This is a genomic window from Streptomyces sp. NPDC029292 (assembly GCF_055569295.1).
Window position 1 is genome coordinate 117,965 of the sequence record NZ_JBVHXR010000013.1, and the last position, 20,779, is coordinate 138,743.

The window sequence follows — 20,779 nt, forward strand, 5'->3', positions numbered from 1 at the left end:
GGGACCGCGGTACCCCCGGCGGCTGGCCGCGCCTCTTCGCTTGAGTGTCGCGCGGATCATGTGCGGGAGCGCAAAAGTGCCTTCTGAACTGGGGCGACAGGGCTGGTCGAAAGCTTCTGTCGTTCCAGTTCAGGAGGCACTTTCTGGGTGCACGCCACGGCCTCGCACCCCCAGCTCGTCGTCTCGGCCGACGGCCACGGAGTGGTCAGCCACGCCGGATCCCGCCTGCTGGCCGATCCGGCCGATGCCACCGGCCTGACCACCGCCTTCACCAACGCGCTGCGTCGCCCGCGGTCATGCACCTGGTGCTCATCCTGGTGTCCAACACGGCCGGGATGTACATGGTCGGACTCGATGGGCGGGTTCGTGATGCGGTACCGGTGTACCTCTTCGCGCGAACCATGACCCTCAACGGGGCTGGACTGGCAGTAGCAGAGGGCCTCGGTTTCACCCTCGGTGGCACAACCGCTCAGTTCTTTGGGCCGGCCGCCGCTGTCTTCGCCGCCGGTGCCTGCGGTGTCGCCATGACGGTTCTGCTCGTTGGACGCGAGCTTCGTCCCCAACCAGGAAGATGATGGCGACCAGCAGGGTCATGGAGTCGAGGGCGGCGTTTGCGGCCTGACATCAAGCCTGAGTACGTGCAGGAGACCGACCGGGGGGCAGCGGCCTCACTGTTCACGCCCTCAACGCTCCCGGCGGTGGCGTAGCGTGACCAGTAGTGACGCCCTCGCTCCGAAGAGCCGGGGGCCGACCGCCGGATCAGATCCAGGTCACTTGGCGAACGTATACGCATTCATGCCGAGGAACGATGAGGTAGACGAAGAATCCGCTGTCGATATGTGCGGTATCTCCCTTCGGATCCAGCCCTTCGTACTGTGTTCCGAGAAGGCCGCGGCAGCCCGTACCAGCTCGTCAGCTTTTTTCTCGACCTCGGCAACGAACGCCGGCGGTGCTCCGCCGATGACGTACGCCTCGCTGGGGTCGTACTACCACCCCTACGTCACTCGGACACCGCCTGTGTCGCCACGTCCTCGATGGCACGCAGCTCGTCCATGGCGGATCGGAATGCGGGGTCGTCCTTGCTGGTCGTGCCGTGGATCGCGGCGAGAGCACGGCTACGGCGTGCGGAGAGATCGGGCCGACGCTCGATCTCCACCTGAGCGGCCCAGTGGGTCAGCCAGTGCTGAAGGTGCCCGATCTTGCTGGTCCGAATGGCGGCGGCGAGTGCTTCTTCCTTGTGCTTTTCCATCTCGTCCAGGCGGTGAGGGGCGATCCGGGCGAGCGCCACGCGGACGGCGTCGGGGGTACGTTCGGGGCGCGATACCAGCTCCGTGCCGTGGTCCGGCTGTGTGCTCACGATGTCCTCCCAAGGGTGCCCCGGCCAGCATATCCAGCCGGGGCGTATGAATCAGACGTCGTCGTCCAGGCACTCCTCGCGGCGGATCATCCGCCAGGCAGCCTTGCGGGCGCTGCGGTCCAGGCTGGACTTGAAGTCCGGTCGCCTTCACCCCGACCGCCTGGCGCTGCCCGTCGCCTACAGGGTGACGGCGACGGTGCCCGTGCTGCCGCCTGTGCGCCGGGCCTCGATGGCGTCGGCGAGCCTGTCGAAGGGGAACGCCGTCGCGTTGAGTCTGAGGCGGCCCTCGGTCAGGTCGGTGAGCAGGGCCGCGAACGTGGCGTCGGGGACGGGCTGGCGGACCATGTTGACGGGCAGGAGGCGAACGTCGGCCGCGAAGAGGCTGGGCAGATCGACGGTGAGGCTCTTGCCGCGTACGTAACCGATGAGGACGGCGCGGGCGCCCGGGTTGAGCGCGGGCAGGAACAGGGGGACGGTGTCACCGCCGACCGGGTCGAGGAGCGCGTCGGCTCCTCCGGCCTCTTTGATACGGGTCACGGTGTCCTCGTCCCAGCCGACCAGGATCTCGTCAGCGGCTTCGGGGACTGCCGCGGTACGGGCTTCCCGGCTGACGACGGCCGTGACATGTGCTCCGGCCCGCGCGGCCAGCTGGACGCACAGGGAGCCGACGGCCCCGGAGGCGCCGGTGACCACGACGCGTTCTCCCTTGCGAATCTGCCCGACGACCTCGACGGCGGCCCACCCGGTGGTGAGCGGCGAGTAGCAGGTTGCGGTCAGCGGTGCGTCCGCCTCCGTGGGGACCTCCCGCAACGCGGTGACGGGGACGGCCACCTGCTGCGCCCAGGTGCCGTCGCGCTCCAGGCCGATGCCGCCGCCGCGGACCAGGACCCGGCGTCCGCGCCAGGTGTCGTCGCCCGCGACGACGGTGCCCACGCCGGAGGTACCAGGGGTGAAGGGGAGAGTGGGCCGGTAGGCGAAGGTCCCTGACATCACCGTCAGGTCGAGGTGGGTGACCGCGGCCGCCTCCACCTCCACCACGACCTCGCCGTGCACGGGAAGTACCGGGTCCGGCACGTCCTCGATCCTGGCCCCGACACCCCACTCACCAAGCCGGGCTGCCCTCATCGGACGTCACCTCGTCTTCCCGATCTTTCAGAATGCGAACGATGGCAACCGTACAACTGGCCATCGCCCTGGTCCTGCGGGGGCTGTGTCGGCCTCGGCATAGCCGTTGCGCCCGGGGTTACGTCCCGCGCACGCGTCACACCAGCTCCCTCCCGCCTACTCTGGAGTGACGTGCGACGAGGATCACCGCCGTCAAGGGAGATGTGCATGCTCAGCAAGCAGGAAGCCGCCGAAGCCGTACGTCAGGCCAAGATGAAGACCGGGGTCACATGGGCCCAACTGGCCGAAGCGGTCGGCAAGCCGCTGGCCTGGACCACGGCGGCCCTGCTCGGCCAGCACCCGATGGGCAAGGACGAGGCGGCCACCGCGGCGGCCCTGCTCGAACTCGGAGATGACGCCGCCCTCGCTTTCCAGCTCCAGCCGACCCGCGGAGCCCTGGACGCCGCCGTCCCGGTGGATCCCACGATCTACCGGCTCTACGAGGTCGTCCAGGTCTACGGGCCGACCATCAAGGAGCTGATCCACGAGCAGTGCGGTGACGGCATCATGAGCGCGATCAACTTCCGGCTCGACGTCCAGCGTGTCCCCGACCCTGCGGGCGACCGGGTCGTCATCACCCTCGACGGGAAGTACCTGCCCTACCAGTGGTAGCGAGCGCCCCCTCCGGGCTTCGAAGCAGGCGCTGAGGAAGGTGCTAGTTCTCTATCGCGCCGATGTCCGGTGCGTCGTGGTAGAGGGCGGCGCCCCGGTAGTCGGCTCCGCCGTTGTCGGTGATGGCCGCGCCGCTGTCGATGAGCGCGGAGCCGTCCGTCGGGGCGTAGCCGAGAGCCGTGGCCAGTTGCGGGCCGCTGGTGGCGTCTCCGTAGGGGCCGGACACGGCCGGGTTGGCGAACAGTGCGTCACCAAAGACGGCGTGGGTGTCTTCGGACGGGACGGGCAGCGTGGCGCCGCCGTAGTAGTTGTTGTCGTACGTGATGGTCGAGCTGGTGGTCAGGCTGGCTCCGTCCACCGTCGAGAAGAAGGCGTTGTCGCGCAGGGTGTAGTGGCTGGCCAGGGACGAGCCGTAGCCGTAGACCAGGTAGTTGCTGCTGTTGTCGTTGTAGACGGTGTTGTTGTAGATGTCCGCGGCCGCCTTGTCGGAGTGCAGGTACAACGGGTAGCGGCTGCTGTTGGCGACGATGTTGTACCGGGCGGTGACGCTTCCGAAGGAGAACTGGCAGAAGAGGATGCCGTCACCGTTGTCGTGCACGTAGTTGTACTGCACGGTGGCGGCGGTGGTGCCCTTGTCCGGGTCGATGGCGTTGAAGTCGGCCCCTCCGGCCTTCTTCGTGGTGCCGTACACCTCGTTGTGCTGGATGGTGACCTGGTCGGACTAGTAGGTTTCGATGCCGGACGTGCCCGAGTGGGCGATCACGTTGTGGTCCACCAGCGCGTTGCGGACGTCGGTCAGGTAGATGCCGTTGCAGCCGTAGGCGGTGTCGGCCTGGGAGATGTAGTTGTTCCTCAGCGTGACGTTGGTGTGCGGCAGCCGGAGGCCGGCGACGCGGTGATGACCTTCCCGCCCGAGTACCTCACCCCCGCCCGCTACCCGGACACCGCCTCCGTCCTCGACGCGCAGGGCACCCCCAGCCAGGAACGCGCCCGCGCCCGAAGGGACCTGGCGGTCGAAGGGTTCACCGAGCTCACGCGTCAGTGGGGGCTCGGCAATCGGGCCCCCTTCGAGGACTTCTGCCGGGCGGCGGCCGAGATCGTCCGTCCACGACTGGCCGCCTGGGAGGAGACCGTGCACGCCGGCGCCCTGACGGCCGCACAGACGGCGCTGCGGCACATCGGCGTCCTGGAGAAGGGCGATTGGAGCCACCTGCTGAACGCCGAGGTCATACGCATCGCGCAGCCCCCGGAGCAGTCGCTGGGCATGTGCGGATTCCTCCGCGCCTACGATCCCGTACGCCGAGCCGGTGGTGCCGCCACCCAAGACTGACGTGACGCGAGCCGGACGGGCCTGGCCCGGGGGCCCGGCATGCCGAGCTCCCGGGGGACAGGCCCGGCCGAGTTTCCTTCGGGCAGGCCCGCGCCGCGTGAGGACCGACTCCGCTGCCCGGGGCCTTTGACCGGAGGAGGTGGCAGCGAACGTCAGCCGGGCCATGTGGGACGGCCGCCGCCTGGTGAATTCGCTCGTGTCGACCATCAGATCCGCACCCGGGGGCCGCCGACACCATCGCCGCGGCCCGGTGACGCGTTTCCAGCTACCCCCGGCGGATGTGGCCGCGCCGTACCGGTACGTGCATCAGGTCCGCGCCCAGGAGCATGCGGCCGCCGTAGCCGGACCGGTGTGCGCTGTCGCGGAGCAGCCGTCGCCACGTCGCGTCGGAGACGGCGGCCGTCCGGCCCGGGCTGAGGTGCGTGGCGACCAGAGTGCCGACACCGGCCTCGGACGCGATCCTGCCGAGCTCTGCGACGTCGGTGTGCGTGGCCAGGATGTGGTCGATGAGGGACTGGGTCAGGCCCAAGCTCGCCAGCCCGTCGGGGTAGAGGGCCTCGTGGACCAGGACGTCCGCGTCTTTGGCGAGCGTGATGATGTTGGGGGTGGGGGCGGTGTCGCCGGAGAAGACGACGCTGCCGTGGTCGGTGTCAAAGCGGTAGGCGTAGGCGGGGTACACCGCGCCGTGCGGGACGAGGATGGCGCTGACCTTGACGTCGTCGTTCTCCATGACGGTGAAGGGCCGCATGGTGGGCGCGGTGTTCGTCGCGGAGGCGCCGATTGCGGCCGGTGGCAGGACGTCGTGGACGTTCAGCAGGGTGGCCGGGTCGATGCCGGAGTGTTCGGTCATGAAGAAGGTGGGGGAGGCGGCGTATGCCTGCCCGGCCAGCCGGGTCATCTCGACGGTGCCCGGCACGGGGCCGGGTGCGCCGGCGACCGTCGAGGCGATACCGGCGGAGCCGGGGCCGTACACGTCGATCGCTTTCTGGAAGCCCTGTGCGCCCGAGGCGCCCGCCGACAGCAGCGGGAACGAGTAGTAGTCGACGATGTGGTCGGCGTGGAGGTGGGTGAGGAAGATCCCGGTCAGCGAGGGCATCGACAGCCCTGCGCGCAGGTACTGGGTCACCGCTCCGCGGCCGCAGTCGACGACGTAGGTCTTGCCGTTGACGACCAGGGCGGACGCAATGCCGTAGCGGTTCGCCAGTGGCGGTGGTCCGCCGTTGGTTCCGAGCAGGACGAGCGACAGGGTCTGGTCGGGGGCGCTCGCGGATGTCGCGGCCGCGGCCTGCGCCGCTCCGAGCAGCGGTGCGCCGACGGCTGCGGCAGCCATGGTGCCCAGTACCGCTCTGCGGGACGTGTGCCACCCCTCTTCCTGCGGCGGGCTCGCCTCCAGGTCGTGGATCGCTTGGCAGTTCTCGGCGGCTAGGCACATGTCGGGGCGGCTCCTCTTCGGCGCGCAGGATGTGATGAGCGCGGGCCGGGTGCGATACGGCGGGGCCGACCCGCTCTTCGTCCTCGCACCGCACATTGCAACCGCGATCACTCGGCGGAATACTGCCCGCCGCCACGCACGAGAGAGGAGAGCGCGTCACGCAACCTAAGATGACGATTCTTCGCCGTGCGAGCCGGCGATACCTCCAATTCGGCGGCGTCCGTGTTCTCGCGAAGATATGCGACGGACGCGGCACCGGGATTCAGTGCGATGGCTGGTCGGCGCTGCAACAGCCGGGAGGCACGGAGCCGGTCGGCCAGGTTGCAGCGTCCCTCCGGCCGTGTGGGACATGGGGTGCGAGGTGCGCGAGCACCTACGCCGCGTCGCCGTCCGGCGTCGTCGCGCCCGTTGAGGGGTGACGCGGGGTCGCGCCGTGCAGGAACACCCGGACCGCGACGGCGATGCTCTCCTGGACCTCGTCCTCGTCGGGCCTGTGCGGCGAGTTGGTCAGGAGCCGCATCTGGGCGTCGCCCAGCATCGCCTGATACAGCTGCGCTGCAGCGCGTACCGGGTCGGCCACTTCGATCTCGCCGGCGTCGCGGGCCTGGCGCAGGTACATGGCCAGAACGCCCTGGCCGGCGGAGGGGCCGTGTTCGAAGAAGGCGCGGCCGACCTCCGGCATGCGTTCGGCCTCCGCGGTGACCAGCCGGTGCAGGGCGATGGCCTGGGGGGTGAGGAGCAGGGTGGCGAAGTGCCCGCCGAGGGCCGTGAGCGTCGCGGTGAGATCGGCGTCGGACGGGGCGGTGAAGGAGTGCAACGGCTTCGACCATTCGTCGCACAGGTCCTCCACCGCGGCCTGGAACAGCTCGGCCTTGTCGGTGAAGTGGCGGTACAGCGTGGCCTTCGAGCCGCCGACCTTCACCAGGACGTCTTCCATGGTGACGCCTGAGTAGCCCCGGGCGATGAACAGCTCGCCTGCCGCCCGCAGGATCAGCTTCCGCCGGTCCTCCGCCCTCATCCTCTGCACGGTCGACATCGTATAGGCCGCTTCCTGAGCAGGTGAGCACGCTTGTTCCCGTCTCACATCAGCTGTCCGCGCAATGTCTCTTGTGTATCCGCGCGACCGAACAGTACTGTACGGTACAGTACCGCTGCGGGCCCGGGGTACCCCCGCCCGTGCCGCATGCGTACGTCGAGCCGAAGACATTCACCTGACGGACACCCACCCAGTCGTGCCGACCGACCGGCAGTAGCCGCCCGAGCGCCGGCCAGGGTGCCCGTGCACTCCCTTCCCACCCGCTGTTGAAGCACCCGCAGCCGCGTCGGCATGACATGTCGGCATGACATGGAGGAAGCAATGGCACATCTTGAGGATCAGATACGCGAGGCCGGCGGCCCGCTGGCGCTCATGCGCGGCGGCCGGTCGGGCGCGTACCCCTTCCCGATCCGGGCCGAGTTCACCAACTGGCGTGACGAGCAGGAGAGCTGGCGCACGACCGCCGCGCTGATGGACCTCTCCCACCACATGACCGACGTCACGGTGGAGGGCCCCGACTGCTACCGTCTCCTCTCGGAGCTCGGCGCGAACAGCTTCGCGGGCTTCGGGCCGATGCAGGCCAAGCAGTTCATCGCGGTCAACCACGACGGCTACATGATCGGCGACTGCATCCTGTTCTGCCTCGCCGACAACCTGGTCCGCCTCGTCGGACGCCCGCCGGCCCTCAACTGGGTCCAGTTCCACGCCGAGACCGGCGGCTACGACGTCACCCTCCGCCGCGACGAGCGCACCGCCCAGAACCCGAACGGCCGCGAGTTCTTCCGCCTCCAGCTGCAAGGCCCCCACGCCGCCCGCATCTTCGAGGAGGTCAACGGCGGCCCCATGCCGGACATCCCCTTCTTCAGCATGGGCCGGTTCCACGTCGGCAAGTACGAGGTCACCGCCCTCAACCACCGTATGTCAGGCTTCCCCGGCCTGGAGTTCTTCGGTCCGTACGGTGACATCGACGGCATCCGCGACACGCTCCTGGAAGCAGGCGAGCCCTACGGGATACGCCAGGTCGGCAGCCGCGCCTACGCCTCGGTCGCCACGGAGCCAGGCTGGATCGCCTCCACCGTGCCCGCGGTCTACTCGGGCGAGAGCATGCGGCCGTACCGCGAGTGGCTCGGCGCGCGCACCTTCGAGGCGAACCTCTCGGTCGGCGGTCTTCCGCATGGTGATCGACTCCGGCGACGACATGCAGGTGGTAGGGGAGGCATCCGACGGCAAGGAAGCCGTCACCCTGACCCGCACCCTCCGCCCCGACCTCGTCCTCATGGACATCCGCATGCCCGGCACCGACGGCCTCGCCGCGACCGCCGCGATCTGCGCCGACCCGGACCTGGCCGCGACCCGGGTGCTGATCCTCACCACCTTCGAAACCGACGAGTACGTCGCCCAGGCGCTGCGCGTGGGAGCAAGTGGCTTTCTCGGCAAGGATGTCGGGCCCGACACCCTCCTCGACGGCATCCGCACCGTCGCCGTCGGCGAGGCGCTGCTGTCGCCCGCGGCCACCCGTATGCTCGTCACCCGCTTCCTCGCCACTCCGGAGCCTGCCTCCGCCGACGCGCAGCCGGAGCGACTGGCCGAGCTGACCGCACGCGAACGTGAGACGACGGCCCTGGCAGCCGAGGGCAAGTCCAAGACCACCTCCGCGCCGTAGCGGCCAGGCTCAGGGCCGCCGTGGACTTTCCGATTCCCCCCATGCCTGTGAGGACCCACACCCCAGGCTTCCCCACTCGGCGTTTTCGGCTCATTGCCGACTGCAACTCGGCCAAAAGGGCGTCACGGCTGAGGATTTGGGCGGGAAGACGTCCAAGCGGCGGTGTCACCGGCATTCCCTCGAAGACATCCGCTGTCGGGTCAGAACCGGAACCCCGAACCAACCGCCGGCTGTCGCGGCGCTCCAAGACCGCGATCCGCAACTGCCATATGCCGACGCCGAATCCCGCGATTCCCGCTACCAGGCTCACCGTCTCCAGCACAGTCACGCCATCGACCATAGAGCTCAGGAGCCATGATCGAACAGCGATCGCCTCGGGTCACGGCCGCTTGCTCCTGTGTCAAGCGGCCGTTGCAAGGTGGACCGGTTACTGCGGCGGGATGAGCATCACGGTGCAGGGCACGGTAGGCGACGTCAGAGACCCTGCGCTTGAGGGCGCATGTGGCTGGTGATCTCGGCTTCCAGCCTCCGACGGCCGTGGTCGGTTCTTGGCAGCGGGCCGGCTGACCGGGAGACGCGTGCGGAGCTTTCGGCGTGGGAGGGCCGACCGGTGCGGTGGGCGGCTCGTCTGCGCAGGCAGAACCGCCCCGTTCAGGGTGGGTCCGGAGGGGGCGCTCGTGTGCGCGAAAGGTTCAGGCCTGGGCCGCGTACGAGAGGAAGCGGGCCCAAGTCGCCGGGGCGAGGGCGAGTTGTGGTTCCTGTCGCACCTTGGAGTCCCGGACGTGGATGGTGTCGGGGCAGGAGGCCACCTCGACGCGGTCACCATGCGCCGACGTCCGTGTCCACGCATACGCTCCGCATCGATGTCTCGGACACGCGCGGGGAGCGCCGGCCTCCCCGGCCTGACGAGATCACCGTCCCGGCGGCCGGTTCCGAGGACGGGCGCGGGTTGCTGCTGGTCGTGGAACTGGCCGACCGCTGGGCCGTCCTGGACCGCGTACCGGTCGGCAAGACCGCCCTGCGCCTGAAAGGTCGTCCCCACGCCAGCCTCAGCCGCAGCCCACTCAGCTCAGCACCAGCGCTGTCCGAACCCGTTGTGTCGGCCTGGGCGCGCAGTCGGCGGATGCCCCTGGCGGCGGTGGGCGCTGCTGCCAGGGGCATGCCTCACAGCACCTTGGACAAACCTCACAGCACCTTGGACAGGAACGAGCGGGTGCGCTCGTGCGTCGGGTGTGCCAGCACCTCGCGCGGTACACCCGCCTCGACGACCGCGCCGTCGTCCATGAAGACCAGTGAGTCGCCGACCTCGCGGGCGAAGGCGATCTCGTGGGTGACCACCAGCATCGTCATGCCGGACGTCGCCAGGTCCCGCATCACGTCCAGGACTTCACCCACCAGCTCGGGGTCGAGCGCGGAGGTCGGCTCGTCGAAGAGCATCAGTTTCGGCTCCATCGCCAGCGCCCGCGCGATGGCGACCCGCTGCTGTTGGCCGCCCGAGAGCTGTGCGGGGTATGCGTCACCGCGGGTGCCGAGTCCTACCCGGTCCAGCAGCGCGCTCGCACGCTCCTGCACGACGGCCCTGGCCTCGCCCCGGACACGGACCGGTGCCTCCATGATGTTCTGCAGCGCCGTCATGTGCGGGAAGAGGTTGAAGCGCTGGAAGACCATGCCGATGTCACGGCGTCGGGCGGCGACCTCCTTGTCGCGCAGTTCGTACAGCCGCCCGCCGTGCTCGCGGTAGCCGACGAGCCGTCCGTGCACCTCGAGCCGGCCCGCGTCGACCTTCTCCAGATGGTTGACGCAGCGCAGGAACGTGGACTTTCCCGACCCGGACGGGCCGATCACGCATGCCACTTCGCCGGGCGCGACCTCCAGGTCGATGCCGCGCAGCACCTCGGTGTGACCGAAACTCTTGCGCACACCACGCGCTGACACGGCTGCCGTCGTCGCGGTCATCGGCGCACTCCCTTCGAGTAGCGCCGCTCCAGGAACCGCTGGAGGACGGTGGCGACGGTCGTGAGGACCACGTACCAGATCGTGACGGTGAGCAGCAGCTCCACGATCTTGAGGTTGTTGGAGTAGATCTTCACGGCGGACTGGAGGAGTTCGCCGTACTGGATCGCGTACGCCAGCGAGCTGGTCTTGAGCATGCTGACGAACTCGTTGCCGGTCGGCGGCACGATGACCCGCATGGCCTGGGGCAGGACGATCCGGCGCAGGGTCAGTGAGCGGCGCATGCCGAGTGCGTGGGCGGCCTCGGTCTGGCCCTCGTCGACGGAGTCGATGCCGGCGCGGACGATCTCCGCCATATAGGCGCCCTCGTTGATGCCGAGGCCCAGCAGCGCGGCGACGAACGGGGTCATCAGATCGTTCGTCTGCCAGCTGCCGATGCCGGGGAGCGTCACCTCCGGGACGACCAGGGCCAGGTTGTACCAGAGCAGCAGCTGGACGATGACCGGAGTGCCGCGGAAGAGCCAGACGTACGCCGCCGACACCGCCCGGATCTCGCGGTGGCGGGAACGCCCGAGGATGGCGAAGAGCACGCCGAGCGCGATGCCGAGTGCCTGGGCCAGGACGCTGATGACGACCGTGTTGCCGAGACCGGTCAGGACGTTGCTCGCGGTGAGGAACTCCCTGGTGACCGAGTAGTCGATGTCCGCGCCGGCGAAGGCCCAGACCACGAGTGCCAGCGCCGCCACGATGATGACGAGGAACGCCCACCGTCCGTACTCGCGGACCGGGACCGCTTTGACGGTGTCGGACGGTGTCTTGCTGATCGTGGTGGTCATGTGCCCGCGTTCACCTTCGCCTCGGTGACCGCACCCTCCGGAATCTCGTACTTCTCGATCAGCTTGGTGTAGGCACCGTTGTCGATGATCGCGGCGAGCGCCTTGCGCAGTGCTTCGCGCAGGGCGGTGTCCTGCTTGCCGACGGCGATGCCGAGCGGGCCCGCCTCGATCTGCTCGCCCACGACCTCGAAGTCCTTGCCGCCGTTGGAGGTGCGGGCGTTGTAGCTGGCGACCGGGTAGTCCTCCAGGCCGGCCACCGCGCGGCCCTGCTTGACCTGGAGCAGTGCCTCGGTCTCGCGGTCGAACTCAAGGATCTGGATCTTCTTCTTGCCGTCCGTGACGCAGGTCTTGCTCTGCTCCGCCGCGTATCCGGCCTGGGTGGTGGAGCGCTGGACGGCGACGGTCTTGCCGCACAGGTCGGCCAGCGACTTCAGGCCTTCCGGGTTGCCCTTCTTCACCAGGAGCATCGCGCCGGCGGTGTAGTAGTCGACGAAGTCGACGCTGGCCTGGCGTTCCTTGGTGTCGGACATACCAGACATCACGACGTCAAGGCGCTGGGACTTGAGCGAGGTGATCAGGCCGTCGAAGGACGCGTTCTTGAACTCGAACGGCACCCCGAGCTGCTTGCTCAGCGCGTCGGCGAGCTCCTTGTCGAAGCCCAGGACAGTGGTGCCGTCGGTGTCGTAGTACTCCATCGGCGCGTACGAGATGTCGGAACCGACGACGATCTTGCCCGCGTCGCGGATCTCCTTGGGGAGGTCCTTGTACAGGGGTGCCGAGGTCGTCGCGGCCTTCGGCTCCGAGGAATCGCTGGAGGTGCCGCAGGCGGCCGTGGAGGCGGCGACGAGGGTGACGAGCACGGCGGAGGCGAGCAGGGTTCTGGGCATTCGGGTCATGTCCTCGGTCTCGTTCTGGGTCGTGTCACGGGAAGTGGCGTGCGGGGACGGGGCGTGCGGGGACGGGGCGTGGCCCTGGCCTCTCGGGCGGCAGGCAGGGTGGGTGGTGCGGGAACAGGCAGGGTGAGTGGTGCGGGGACAGGCAGGGTGGGGCGTGCGGGGGCGGTCATGCGCGGTACAGGTCGCGACGGGCCACCGTGACGCGGCGCAGCGCGTCGGGCAGGATGGTCGCGCCGCTGCCAGGACCGGTGGGGACGGTGAGGTGGCCGTCGTCCAGGACGAACGGCTCGGTGAGGTCCTCGGCGTAGTAGCGCGAGGAGGCCGAGGTGTCGCCGGGCAGAACGAAGCCGGGCAGGGCCGCGAGCGCCAGGTTGGCGGAGCGGCCGACTCCGGTCTCCAGCATGCCGCCGCACCACACCGGCACTCCCTGCGCGCGGGCCACGTCGTGGATGCGGCGCGCCTCCAGGTAGCCGCCGACGCGGGCCGGCTTGATGTTGATGACGCGGCAGGCGCCGAGTGCGAGGGCGGCCGCGGCGTCGCGGGCCGAGGTGATCGACTCGTCCAGGCACAGGGGCGTACGGACCACCTTGGCGAGCTCCGCGTGGCCGCGCAGGTCGTCCTCGTCGAGCGGCTGCTCGATGAGGGCCAGCGCGAACTCGTCGAGACGGCGCAGGTGTTCGGCGTCCGAGAGGCGGTAGGCGGTGTTGGCGTCGACCTGGAGGATCACCTTGTCGCCGAACGCGTCGCGTACGGCACGCACCGGCTCGACGTCCCAGCCCGGCTCGATCTTGAGCTTGATCCGCAGATAGCCCTCGGCGAGGTACCCCTCGACGGCGGACAGGAGCTCGCCGATGCTGTCCATGATGCCGACGGACACGCCCGACGGCACGCGGTCCTTCACGGCACCCAGGTGGGTGCCGAAGGACATGCCGTAGGACCGCAGTTCGGCGTCCAGGACGGCGGTCTCCAGAACGGCCTTGGCCAGGGGATGCCCCTTGACGGCTTCGACGGCGGGACCGATCCGCGCCGCGGTGACCTCGCCGAGCGCGGTGACGCGCGGGATCAGATGGTCACGCAGCACCAGTTCGGCGGAGGCCGCGAACTCCGGGCAGTACAACGGGTCGGGGTCTCCCGCGAATTCGCCCCAGCCCTCGCCCGTGTCGGTGACGACACGCAGGAGGAAGGTGTCGCGGACGGTGTCCGTGCCGAAGGACGTGCGGAAGGCACCCACCAACGGCAGCCGGATGTGGACGAGTTCGATGTGTTCGATCTTCAACGGGTCTCCGCAAGGTGCGTCGGGGCGGCGCCACGGGGGTCGGTCGGGATGTCAGGGACTCAGGGACGGGTGAGGTGATACCAGCCGTCGTCAGGGACGGGTGAGGCGATACCAGCCGTCGCGTGTCATGGAGGTCGCCGCGTAGCCGTCGGCCAGGGCGGGAGCGAGGACGTCTTGTACCGCCGTGCGCCATGCCACCGCACGTGCGGGATCCGCGCCGCGTACGGCCACGATGTCCTCCGGGACGCGGCACCACAGGGAGCGCTCGTCGCGAGCGGTGAACGGCAGCCCGTCCGGACCGGGGGCGGCGTCGGGGGCGGGGCGGTCCGCGATGTCGGCTGCCGGGGTGCCGAGCCGGTCCAGATGCCAGACGGCGGTGAGCCGGTCGGTCTTGTCGCCGGTGTTGAAGCCGTCGTCGAGCGGGCCGTAGAAGTCCGGGGTGTACTCGGCCGCGTGCGCGCCCAGTTTGACCAGGTTGAACCAGGCGTTGCGGCGCACCAGCGGATCGAACGTCCAGCTGATGGTGGCGACGCCACGCTCAAGTGCCCAGGAGCGCTGGGCCAGTTTGAGCGCGTAACCCACGCCTCGGCCGCCCTGCTTGGCGCCGGCGATCAGGCTGTAGAGGTCGTGACCCCGGGGCGGTCCGAAGACCGCCGCGGTCGCCCCCGTCATGCCGCCGGGCCCGAACGCCGCATGGACGGCACCGCCCGCATGGGCCAGCGAGCGCAGCACATCGGAGGCGAGCGGGTCGTGACCGGGGGGCGTCGCCCACACCTCGGCGAGGAGACGAGAGACGGCGAGCAGCCGCTCGGGGTCCTCGATGGTCTCGATCCGCACGCCCGCCGCGCCCGCCGCGGCCTGGGCCTGCTGGGCCGCCGAGGCAAGTGAGGCGGCGAAGGACACGCGGTCGCCCGCAGGACCGACCGCAGGGTCCGCAGGCAGCGGCCGTCCGCATTCCCTGCATGTCGTTGAGCGATGAATTTCGGTGAGCACGGAGCAAGACTCGGGCAAGCACCCGGCGCCGCTCTTCGGATGACCGCCACAGGAAACGGAATTGACCTTGGGCGATCAGACAAAAACGATCTACCATGCGGCGTGCCCACGACACTGCGTCAACTCTGCGACGCTCTCGGCCCCTCACCGCTGCAACTGGTGACGGCTCCTCGCGGTGCTCAGGCGCCGGTCACCGCGACGGTGATCTACGAACCGAGGGTCGATCTGCCGAACCTCGACGACGTACTGCTGCTCGCCGTCGGCGTCACGCCCTCGCAGGCGGTGCAGTTGGTCGGCCCCGTTGCGGCAGCGGGCCTCGCGGGCATCGTCGTCAAGCGGTACGGCGAGGCGATCGGCGAACTGGCCGACGCGGCGCAGCAAGCAGGCGTCGCGCTCCTCACCGCGGACGACGACCTGGCCTGGCAGCAACTCGACGCCCTGCTCGGCTCGGCGCTGATAGCCACCGCACCCCCCGACCGCGGCGGCGGATCCATACCGGGGCGCTCCTCAGTGGGAGCGGACATCGGCGACCTGTTCGCCCTGGCCAACGCGATCGCCGCGGCAGTCGGCGGGGCCACCGCGATCGAGGACCCGCACCAGCGGATCCTGGCCTACTCCACGCTACGCGGCCAGGAAATCGACGAGGAGCGCAGACAGGGCATCCTCGGTCTGCATGTGCCGTACCTGGCGGACAACGTCCCGCAGTACCGAGACCTCGCCCGCACCGCCGACGTGCTGCGCTTTCCCGCGTCGCCGAACGGACTGCCCCGGATCGCCGTCGCGGTGCGCGCCGGCAGCGAACTGCTCGGCACGATCTGGGTGGTGGACGCCCATGACGACCTGGGCGAGGACGCGACGCGAGCGCTCGCCGACGCCGCCCGCATCGCCGCCCTGCACCTCCTGCGCGCCCGCACCTCCCACGACCTGGCCCGCCGCCAGCGCGGGGACCTGCTGCGCCGCCTCTTCGACGATCCGGCGAGCGCCCCGCTCATCGCCCCTCAACTGGGTCTGCGCCTCGACGCCCCGGCCGTGGTGGCGGCGTTCCACTTCACGCGCCCCGACCTCACCGACCCCGACGATGTGGCCAACGCACGCGCCGCGCTCCAGCTGACCGACCTGATCAGCCTGCACTGCGAGGCCCACTACAGCCACCACGGCTGCGCCCTGATCGACGGCACGGTCTACGCACTGCTGCCCGCCGGGGCCCACCGCGACTTCGTCGCCGACCTCGCCCAGCGCGCCGACCGCGCCCTGCACCTCCCCGTACGGGCGGCCCTCGGCCCTGTCGTCCCCACCCTGCGGGACGCGCCCTCCTCGCGCCGCGACGCCGACACAGTGCTGCGCACCCTGGCGCCGACCGAGACGGCCGTGGCGGCGTTCGAGGACGTACGCCCCACGGTCACCCTCGCCGACCTGGCCGAGCACGCCCCTCACATTCCACGTCTCGCCGAGGGCGCAGGCCCCGCCATCCACGCACACGACCTCGCACACCGCACGGCCTACGCCGAAACACTGCTCGCCTACTTCACCGCCGACAGCGACGTCTCCGCGGCGGCCCGCGCCCTGTCCATCCACCCCAACACCTGCCGCTACCGCCTGGCCCGCGCCCAGGAGCTGTTCCGCTTCACACTCGCCGATCCCGATAGTCGGCTTGTGCTGTGGCTGCAACTGCGGCTGGGGTGAACGGCGGTGGCTGCAACTGCGGCTGAGGGTCCGATGCAGGGCGCGTTTGCGCCAATGATCAGGGCCGAATCGCGTACGAAAGGAAGTGGGTCCAAGTCGCTGGGGCGAGGGCGAGTTGGGGCCCTTGTCGCACTTTGGAGTCCCGGATGTGGACCGTGTCGGGGCAGGAGGCCACCTCGACGCAGTCTCCGTCGCTACCGCTGCTGTGGCTGGACTTGCGCCAGAACAGTGCCACCTCGACGCAGTCTCCCGAACCACCGCTGCTGTAACTGCTCTTGAACCAGGCCAGTTCTGTGGTGCTCATAGCGCTCCTCGCATCCGCTGCAACAGGCCCAGGGAGTCATCCAAGGAGAGGGCCTGTGAGCGCATCCTGGCATATCGCATCTGGAGCGTGCTGACCACTTTGGGGTCGGTGATGAACTGGCTGCTCTCCTGCCCCTCGCAATAGCCGAACCACTTGTTCTCCGGCGTCTCCAGCAGCTGCATGGGGCCATCCAACCCCGCGTGATGCTCCCGTACCTGCGGCATCACCTGAACCTCAACATTCCGCAGCTCAGCAAGCCCCAGTACATGCTCGATGAGCCCCCGAGTGACCTCCACCCCACCCGTGCGCCGCAAGAACAAGTGCTCCTCCAGGATGAAGCTGAACGCCGTGTTCGGCCGCTCCCTCAGCAACCGTTGCCGTTCGGCCCGCGCCACCCACTGGGCCTCGATCTGCTCGTCACCCAGTGGCGGCAGTTGCTCAACGAACAGCGTGCGCGCGTACGCCTCAGTCTGCAACAGGCCCGGAATCAGGCGGCACTCGTACGTATAGAGATTCACCGCCTCCGCCTCCAGCCGAGCCCACTGCCGAAACCAACTCGCCAACCCCGGCCGCCGCGACAGATGCCGTGCCGCACCCCGAATCACGCCGAACGCGTCCAGTACCTCCTCCGCCCGCTCCACGAAATCCGGCGGCGGAAAGCGGCGGCCCTGCTCGATGGACGCCACCGTCGGCACCGAGTAGCGCACCAGTGGTGCGAACTCCTCCTGCGTCAGGCCGGCCCGTTTGCGGAACCCCTTGACGACCTCGCCGAACGCCTTGAGGCTGTCCGACACCTCCGGCTCGCCACCACAGCCAGGAGCGCCCGTTCCACCCGTACCGTCCGCCATGCCAGGACACCTCCCGCACGCCCACCCCGCCACTCACGCCCAACCCGTCAATGGTCACGTTCAGTTACCCCTACTGTCCACCCCTCGTACCCGTACGCCGACTCTGCGTACGGGTCGCTGAGCTGGTGAACGTCCCCGCGACCACGCCACATTGGGACCATGACGCCCACCCCCACCCCCCAAACACCGGTTACCGTACGTGTGTTCACCCGGTCACGTCCGCTGGAGTGGTGTATTGACGGCCACTCGGTGATCTCGTTTTGAGCTATGCGGTGAGTTCGGTGGGCAGGACGGTCTCGTCGTTTTCTGACTCGATCGGGTGGAGGCGGGTTTTGGCCAGCAGGTCGAGTCCCGTGTAGCGGCGGGCCTCGGTCCACTCGTCGTTCTGCTCGGCCAGCACCGCCCCGACGAGCCGGATCACGGCGGTGCGGTCGGGGAAGATGCCGACCACGTCGGTGCGACGGCGGATCTCTTTGTTCAACCTCTCCTGCGGATTGTTCGACCAGATCTGCCGCCAGATCTCCCGCGGGAACGCGGTGAACGCCAGCAAGTCGTGCTGGGCGGTGTCCAAGTGGGCTGCTGCCTTGGGGAACTTGGCCTCCAGCGCGTCCAGAACGTGCCGCATCTGGGCCTGGACCGCGTCGCTGTCGGGCTGTTCGAAGACGGTCCGCAGCAAGGTGGCCACCCAGGGCTGGGCCGATTTCGGAACCTGGCTGAGCAGGTTGCGGGCGTAGTGGGTGCGGCACCTTTGCCACGAAGCTCCGGGCAGCACTGCACCGATCGCGTCGACGAGGCCGGCGTGGGCGTCGGAGTTGACCAGCTGGACGCCGGACAGGCCGCGGGCGATCAGTGAGCGCAGGCGAGCCAGCCGGCGCCGTCCTCGCTGGAGGCGACGTCGATGCCGAGGATCTCGCGGTGTCCGTCGGCGTTCACGCCGACCGCGATCAGTGCGTGGACGTTGATGATGCGGCCGCCCTCGCGGACCTTCTGGGTCAGTGCGTCCACCCAGACGAATGGGTAAGGGCCGGCGTCGAGCGGCCGATTGCGGAAGGCTGCGACCTGCTCGTCCAGGTGTTTGGCCATCGCGCTGACCTGGGACTTCGACAGTTGGGTGACGCCGAGGGAGGCGGCGAGCTTCTCGACCCGGCGCGTACTCACGCCGAGCAGGTAGGCGGTGGCGACCACCGAGATGAGGGCCTGTTCGGCCCGGCGGCGTCGCTCGAGGAGCCAGTGCGGGAAGTAACTGCCCTGGCGCAGCTTGGGAACGGCCAGTTCGACGGTGCCGGCCCTCGTGTCCCACTCGCGTGGGCGGTAGCCGTTGCGGTGGTTGACTCGGTCCTCGCTGACCTGCCCGTACTCGGCGTTGCAGAGGGCATCCGCCTCCGCGGACATGAGCGCGTCGGCGAACGTCTTGACCATCGCGCGCAGCAGATCCGGACTCGCCGCGGCGAGGGTGTCTTCCGCGAGGGCGTGCAGGGGCAGACTGTCAGGTGCGGTCATCGTGCTGATCTCCTTCGAGGCTTCGACACTTCGAAGATCAGCCGGTGGCCGTTCATCTATGCGGGCACCATCCCGATGCCGGGGCAACCCCCCGGATCAGGTCGAACCCGTACACCACTTCCCTGGACGCAACCTCCCCCGTCACCTCTCGTCATCTGCCCTGGCCACTCCCCTGACCTCGACTCTGGACATACGGCGGCATTGAGGCCGCTACGCAGCCGGACCGAGGTGGGATGACGTGCAGAGGATGACCAGAAGGGGCATCGAGTGGCTGTCCGCGGCTGCCGACGATCCGGTGATGTGCCGTGCAGTATGGGCGGACGACCCCCGTACGCCGTGCATGCTGCCCGCCGGCCGTCTCTTCGACGTGGTGACGATCGAGGAACGCATCGGGCTGGAGGCCTTCGACCAACTTGTGTGCCGAGGACTCCCATTGGGCCCCGCCATGTTGGATCACAAGGCCCAGCGCGTCGGCTTCTTCCTCAGCTCTCGGAGCCAAGAGACTTTCGCCCACTTCCTTGGACGAGAGACCCAGACCCCTCCACCGCATCGGTACCTGAGCCTTGGCTCCGCGGTAGTCGTTCCTGGCCCTATGCCTCTGTCCGGCGACCGCTACCAATGGCTCCGCGCTCCGGTCCGGCGCCCGGAGGCCAATCCACTTCGTCCGGTCGCCCTGGCAACCATGCTCGTTGCGGCTGCCGAACTGGTGGCGCGCGTCGACCGGTACGGCGAGCAGTATCCCTCTCCCGCCGCCGTGGGCATGGCCCTTCCCAAGAGGACGGCCACCGATGTCGGATGACGCCTCCCAACGTCACGACGCTGCCCAGTGGTCACCGCTCGACAGCGACGGTTGGTACGCGGCCCGCAACGCGACCAGTGCTCTCCGAGACGCCTTCATCAACGCGGGTATGGAGAAGGACTTTCCCTATCTGCGCGCAGACCTCAACGCCTTCGGGCACGGGCTGGTCGAACTCGGGCGCGTTTCGCCAGAAACCGCGGAGCGCCTGGCCGAACTACTGCGGCGTGCATTGACCTCCGGGCTGACCGTCGGTGATGAGTGCAGCCGGGCACCTGAGCAGCCGATACGAAAGGACTGACCGCATGACCGACAGACGAGGAGTCGTCGCCAAGCGTGCCGAGAATCTGATGCCGGACGTCCCCTACGTCCGCGGCTGGACACAGGCCCGACACAGCGCCAGCACCTTGGCCTCACTGCTCACCGACTTGGGCCTGGAGTCAGACTTCCCCGGCCTTGCAGCCGACGTGAACGTCTTGGGCGACGGCCTGGTGCGCCTCGGAACGATCCGCCCAGAGGCCGCTTTGTTGCTGGCCGAACTGATCACGTCGGGCCTCGCGGCCGAGATGCTCGACTCTACGGCTCAAGTGCCGACAGACGCTCTCAAGAGTCGGGCTTCTGCTGCCTGACTGACACTGAAGAACCCCGGCTCGTCGCGGTCCGAGCATGCTCCCGCGACCAGTCGGCTCCGGCCCCGTGCGACCTCGTCTCCCCCCTGGCGATCGTCGTACGGGGCCTTCTCCTGTGCACGGCCTCCGCTTGCCGGTCGGCTCTGCCGCCCGGCCGGGACCGGCGCCCCAGCGCCGCAGCCCGGACGAGCGGCAGAACCGACCGGGCTGGGTGATGACCGGCAATGAGCGAGAACCTTCGTGTGACCTGGCACGGTTCTGGCACACGCGTAGCGATGATTTTCCACGGATCGTCCGCGCCCCAACGGCCGGCCTCGGGGTCCCTGACAGGTAGACGGAAGTTCAGGGACAAAGCCATCAGATGGGTCTGCTGGGGGGAAGGGGGGGACCACCCCGTCGTGTCGCAAGCCCCCACCCCCCCCCCTTTTTGGGACTGTTGTGTTTCTTTTTCTCCCTTCCCAAACAAGAGAA

Annotated in this window: 18 protein-coding genes and 5 pseudogenes; 9 read left to right on the forward strand and 14 right to left on the reverse strand. The window is 69.0% G+C overall.

The features are described from left to right. Window positions 1-102: 102 nt before the first annotated feature. A pseudogene (locus ACZ4WS_RS27045) lies at window positions 103-282 on the forward strand (hypothetical protein); the annotation flags it as partial. Between the two features lie 718 nt (window positions 283-1,000). On the opposite strand, the gene ACZ4WS_RS27050 reads toward ACZ4WS_RS27045, so the two are convergent. Continuing rightward, complete coding sequence (locus ACZ4WS_RS27050; RefSeq protein WP_467984226.1) at window positions 1,001-1,357, reverse strand: hypothetical protein; 357 nt, start codon at window positions 1,355-1,357, stop codon at window positions 1,001-1,003. A 177-nt stretch (window positions 1,358-1,534) separates the two neighbouring features. Next, entirely contained in the window at window positions 1,535-2,482 is a 948-nt protein-coding gene (locus tag ACZ4WS_RS27055; protein ID WP_467984229.1) for a quinone oxidoreductase family protein, read from the reverse strand. 207 nt (window positions 2,483-2,689) lie between these two features. Here ACZ4WS_RS27055 and cynS point away from each other — a divergent pair, with 207 nt between their 5' ends. Then, complete coding sequence (cynS, locus tag ACZ4WS_RS27060; RefSeq protein WP_467984231.1) at window positions 2,690-3,133, forward strand: cyanase; 444 nt, start codon at window positions 2,690-2,692, stop codon at window positions 3,131-3,133. 43 nt (window positions 3,134-3,176) lie between these two features. Here cynS and ACZ4WS_RS27065 read toward each other — a convergent pair whose 3' ends face one another. Continuing rightward, entirely contained in the window at window positions 3,177-3,839 is a 663-nt protein-coding gene (locus tag ACZ4WS_RS27065; RefSeq protein WP_467984515.1) for a hypothetical protein, read from the reverse strand. Window positions 3,840-4,001: 162 nt separating this feature from the next. On the opposite strand from ACZ4WS_RS27065, the gene ACZ4WS_RS27070 reads away from it, so the two are divergent. Beyond that, window positions 4,002-4,463, forward strand: a complete 462-nt coding sequence (locus ACZ4WS_RS27070) for a hypothetical protein (protein ID WP_467984234.1) — start codon at window positions 4,002-4,004, stop codon at window positions 4,461-4,463. Between the two features lie 265 nt (window positions 4,464-4,728). Here ACZ4WS_RS27070 and ACZ4WS_RS27075 read toward each other — a convergent pair whose 3' ends face one another. Together ACZ4WS_RS27075 and ACZ4WS_RS27080 are read right to left on the reverse strand one after the other, a co-directional pair. Further along, window positions 4,729-5,895 (reverse strand): MBL fold metallo-hydrolase, encoded by a 1,167-nt coding sequence (locus ACZ4WS_RS27075; protein WP_467984236.1) that lies wholly within the window; start codon window positions 5,893-5,895, stop codon window positions 4,729-4,731. 373 nt (window positions 5,896-6,268) lie between these two features. Further along, complete coding sequence (locus ACZ4WS_RS27080) at window positions 6,269-6,913, reverse strand: TetR/AcrR family transcriptional regulator (protein WP_467984517.1); 645 nt, start codon at window positions 6,911-6,913, stop codon at window positions 6,269-6,271. A 489-nt stretch (window positions 6,914-7,402) separates the two neighbouring features. Between ACZ4WS_RS27080 and ACZ4WS_RS27085 the strand changes: the two are divergent. Both ACZ4WS_RS27085 and ACZ4WS_RS27090 read left to right on the forward strand, forming a co-directional pair. Beyond that, window positions 7,403-7,939: pseudogene (locus ACZ4WS_RS27085) on the forward strand (aminomethyl transferase family protein); the annotation flags it as partial. Between the two features lie 166 nt (window positions 7,940-8,105). Beyond that, a pseudogene (locus tag ACZ4WS_RS27090) lies at window positions 8,106-8,588 on the forward strand (response regulator); the annotation flags it as partial. 698 nt (window positions 8,589-9,286) lie between these two features. On the opposite strand, the gene ACZ4WS_RS27095 reads toward ACZ4WS_RS27090, so the two are convergent. The 6 genes from ACZ4WS_RS27095 to ACZ4WS_RS27120 form a co-directional block, all read right to left on the reverse strand. Beyond that, window positions 9,287-9,403 (reverse strand): DUF397 domain-containing protein, encoded by a 117-nt coding sequence (locus tag ACZ4WS_RS27095; protein WP_467984238.1) that lies wholly within the window; start codon window positions 9,401-9,403, stop codon window positions 9,287-9,289. 376 nt (window positions 9,404-9,779) lie between these two features. Further along, window positions 9,780-10,550: an amino acid ABC transporter ATP-binding protein gene (locus tag ACZ4WS_RS27100; protein ID WP_467984240.1), complete on the reverse strand. Its 771-nt coding sequence runs from the start codon at window positions 10,548-10,550 to the stop codon at window positions 9,780-9,782. Beyond that, complete coding sequence (locus tag ACZ4WS_RS27105) at window positions 10,547-11,383, reverse strand: amino acid ABC transporter permease (protein ID WP_467984242.1); 837 nt, start codon at window positions 11,381-11,383, stop codon at window positions 10,547-10,549. Before ACZ4WS_RS27105 ends, ACZ4WS_RS27100 begins: the two co-directional genes overlap by 4 nt. After that, window positions 11,380-12,270 carry an ABC transporter substrate-binding protein gene (locus ACZ4WS_RS27110; RefSeq protein WP_467984244.1) on the reverse strand — a complete coding sequence of 297 codons (891 nt, stop codon included), beginning with the start codon at window positions 12,268-12,270 and terminating at the stop codon, window positions 11,380-11,382. The genes ACZ4WS_RS27105 and ACZ4WS_RS27110 overlap by 4 nt, the downstream gene beginning before the upstream one ends. A gap of 175 nt (window positions 12,271-12,445) precedes the next feature. Next, a complete protein-coding gene (gene menC / locus ACZ4WS_RS27115) occupies window positions 12,446-13,555 on the reverse strand; it encodes an o-succinylbenzoate synthase (RefSeq protein WP_467984246.1) in 1,110 nt (369 codons plus the stop codon). A 90-nt stretch (window positions 13,556-13,645) separates the two neighbouring features. After that, on the reverse strand, window positions 13,646-14,458 hold the full coding sequence (locus ACZ4WS_RS27120; RefSeq protein WP_467984248.1) for a chorismate synthase: 813 nt from the start codon (window positions 14,456-14,458) through the stop codon (window positions 13,646-13,648). Window positions 14,459-14,650: 192 nt separating this feature from the next. Between ACZ4WS_RS27120 and ACZ4WS_RS27125 the strand changes: the two genes are divergently transcribed. Continuing rightward, window positions 14,651-16,231 carry a PucR family transcriptional regulator gene (locus tag ACZ4WS_RS27125; RefSeq protein ID WP_467984250.1) on the forward strand — a complete coding sequence of 527 codons (1,581 nt, stop codon included), beginning with the start codon at window positions 14,651-14,653 and terminating at the stop codon, window positions 16,229-16,231. Between the two features lie 58 nt (window positions 16,232-16,289). Here ACZ4WS_RS27125 and ACZ4WS_RS27130 read toward each other — a convergent pair whose 3' ends face one another. From ACZ4WS_RS27130 to ACZ4WS_RS27140, 3 genes and pseudogenes are all read right to left on the reverse strand, one after another. Then, window positions 16,290-16,535, reverse strand: a complete 246-nt coding sequence (locus ACZ4WS_RS27130; RefSeq protein WP_467984252.1) for a DUF397 domain-containing protein — start codon at window positions 16,533-16,535, stop codon at window positions 16,290-16,292. Then, window positions 16,532-17,383, reverse strand: a complete 852-nt coding sequence (locus ACZ4WS_RS27135; protein WP_467984254.1) for a helix-turn-helix domain-containing protein — start codon at window positions 17,381-17,383, stop codon at window positions 16,532-16,534. The genes ACZ4WS_RS27130 and ACZ4WS_RS27135 overlap by 4 nt, the downstream gene beginning before the upstream one ends. A gap of 265 nt (window positions 17,384-17,648) precedes the next feature. Continuing rightward, window positions 17,649-18,883 (reverse strand): annotated as a pseudogene (locus tag ACZ4WS_RS27140) (IS256 family transposase). A gap of 247 nt (window positions 18,884-19,130) precedes the next feature. Between ACZ4WS_RS27140 and ACZ4WS_RS27145 the strand changes: the two are divergent. From ACZ4WS_RS27145 to ACZ4WS_RS27155, 3 genes and pseudogenes are all read left to right on the forward strand, one after another. Beyond that, window positions 19,131-19,523 (forward strand): annotated as a pseudogene (locus ACZ4WS_RS27145) (bifunctional DNA primase/polymerase); the annotation flags it as partial. Window positions 19,524-19,671: 148 nt separating this feature from the next. After that, window positions 19,672-19,980 (forward strand): hypothetical protein, encoded by a 309-nt coding sequence (locus ACZ4WS_RS27150; RefSeq protein WP_467984256.1) that lies wholly within the window; start codon window positions 19,672-19,674, stop codon window positions 19,978-19,980. A 4-nt stretch (window positions 19,981-19,984) separates the two neighbouring features. Continuing rightward, window positions 19,985-20,308 carry a hypothetical protein gene (locus ACZ4WS_RS27155; RefSeq protein WP_467984258.1) on the forward strand — a complete coding sequence of 108 codons (324 nt, stop codon included), beginning with the start codon at window positions 19,985-19,987 and terminating at the stop codon, window positions 20,306-20,308. Window positions 20,309-20,779 lie beyond the last annotated feature (471 nt).

Coding starts and splice junctions, on each gene's coding strand:
- ACZ4WS_RS27110 (WP_467984244.1), bottom strand. CDS start 12,270: ATGCCCAGAACCCTGCTCGCCTCCGCCGTGCTCGTCACCCTCGTCGCC.
- ACZ4WS_RS27055 (WP_467984229.1), bottom strand. CDS start 2,482: ATGAGGGCAGCCCGGCTTGGTGAGTGGGGTGTCGGGGCCAGGATCGAG.
- ACZ4WS_RS27135 (WP_467984254.1), bottom strand. CDS start 17,383: ATGGCGGACGGTACGGGTGGAACGGGCGCTCCTGGCTGTGGTGGCGAG.
- cynS (WP_467984231.1), top strand. CDS start 2,690: ATGCTCAGCAAGCAGGAAGCCGCCGAAGCCGTACGTCAGGCCAAGATG.
- ACZ4WS_RS27105 (WP_467984242.1), bottom strand. CDS start 11,383: ATGACCACCACGATCAGCAAGACACCGTCCGACACCGTCAAAGCGGTC.
- ACZ4WS_RS27155 (WP_467984258.1), top strand. CDS start 19,985: ATGACCGACAGACGAGGAGTCGTCGCCAAGCGTGCCGAGAATCTGATG.
- ACZ4WS_RS27130 (WP_467984252.1), bottom strand. CDS start 16,535: ATGAGCACCACAGAACTGGCCTGGTTCAAGAGCAGTTACAGCAGCGGT.
- ACZ4WS_RS27080 (WP_467984517.1), bottom strand. CDS start 6,913: ATGAGGGCGGAGGACCGGCGGAAGCTGATCCTGCGGGCGGCAGGCGAG.
- ACZ4WS_RS27075 (WP_467984236.1), bottom strand. CDS start 5,895: ATGTGCCTAGCCGCCGAGAACTGCCAAGCGATCCACGACCTGGAGGCG.
- ACZ4WS_RS27150 (WP_467984256.1), top strand. CDS start 19,672: ATGTCGGATGACGCCTCCCAACGTCACGACGCTGCCCAGTGGTCACCG.
- ACZ4WS_RS27100 (WP_467984240.1), bottom strand. CDS start 10,550: ATGACCGCGACGACGGCAGCCGTGTCAGCGCGTGGTGTGCGCAAGAGT.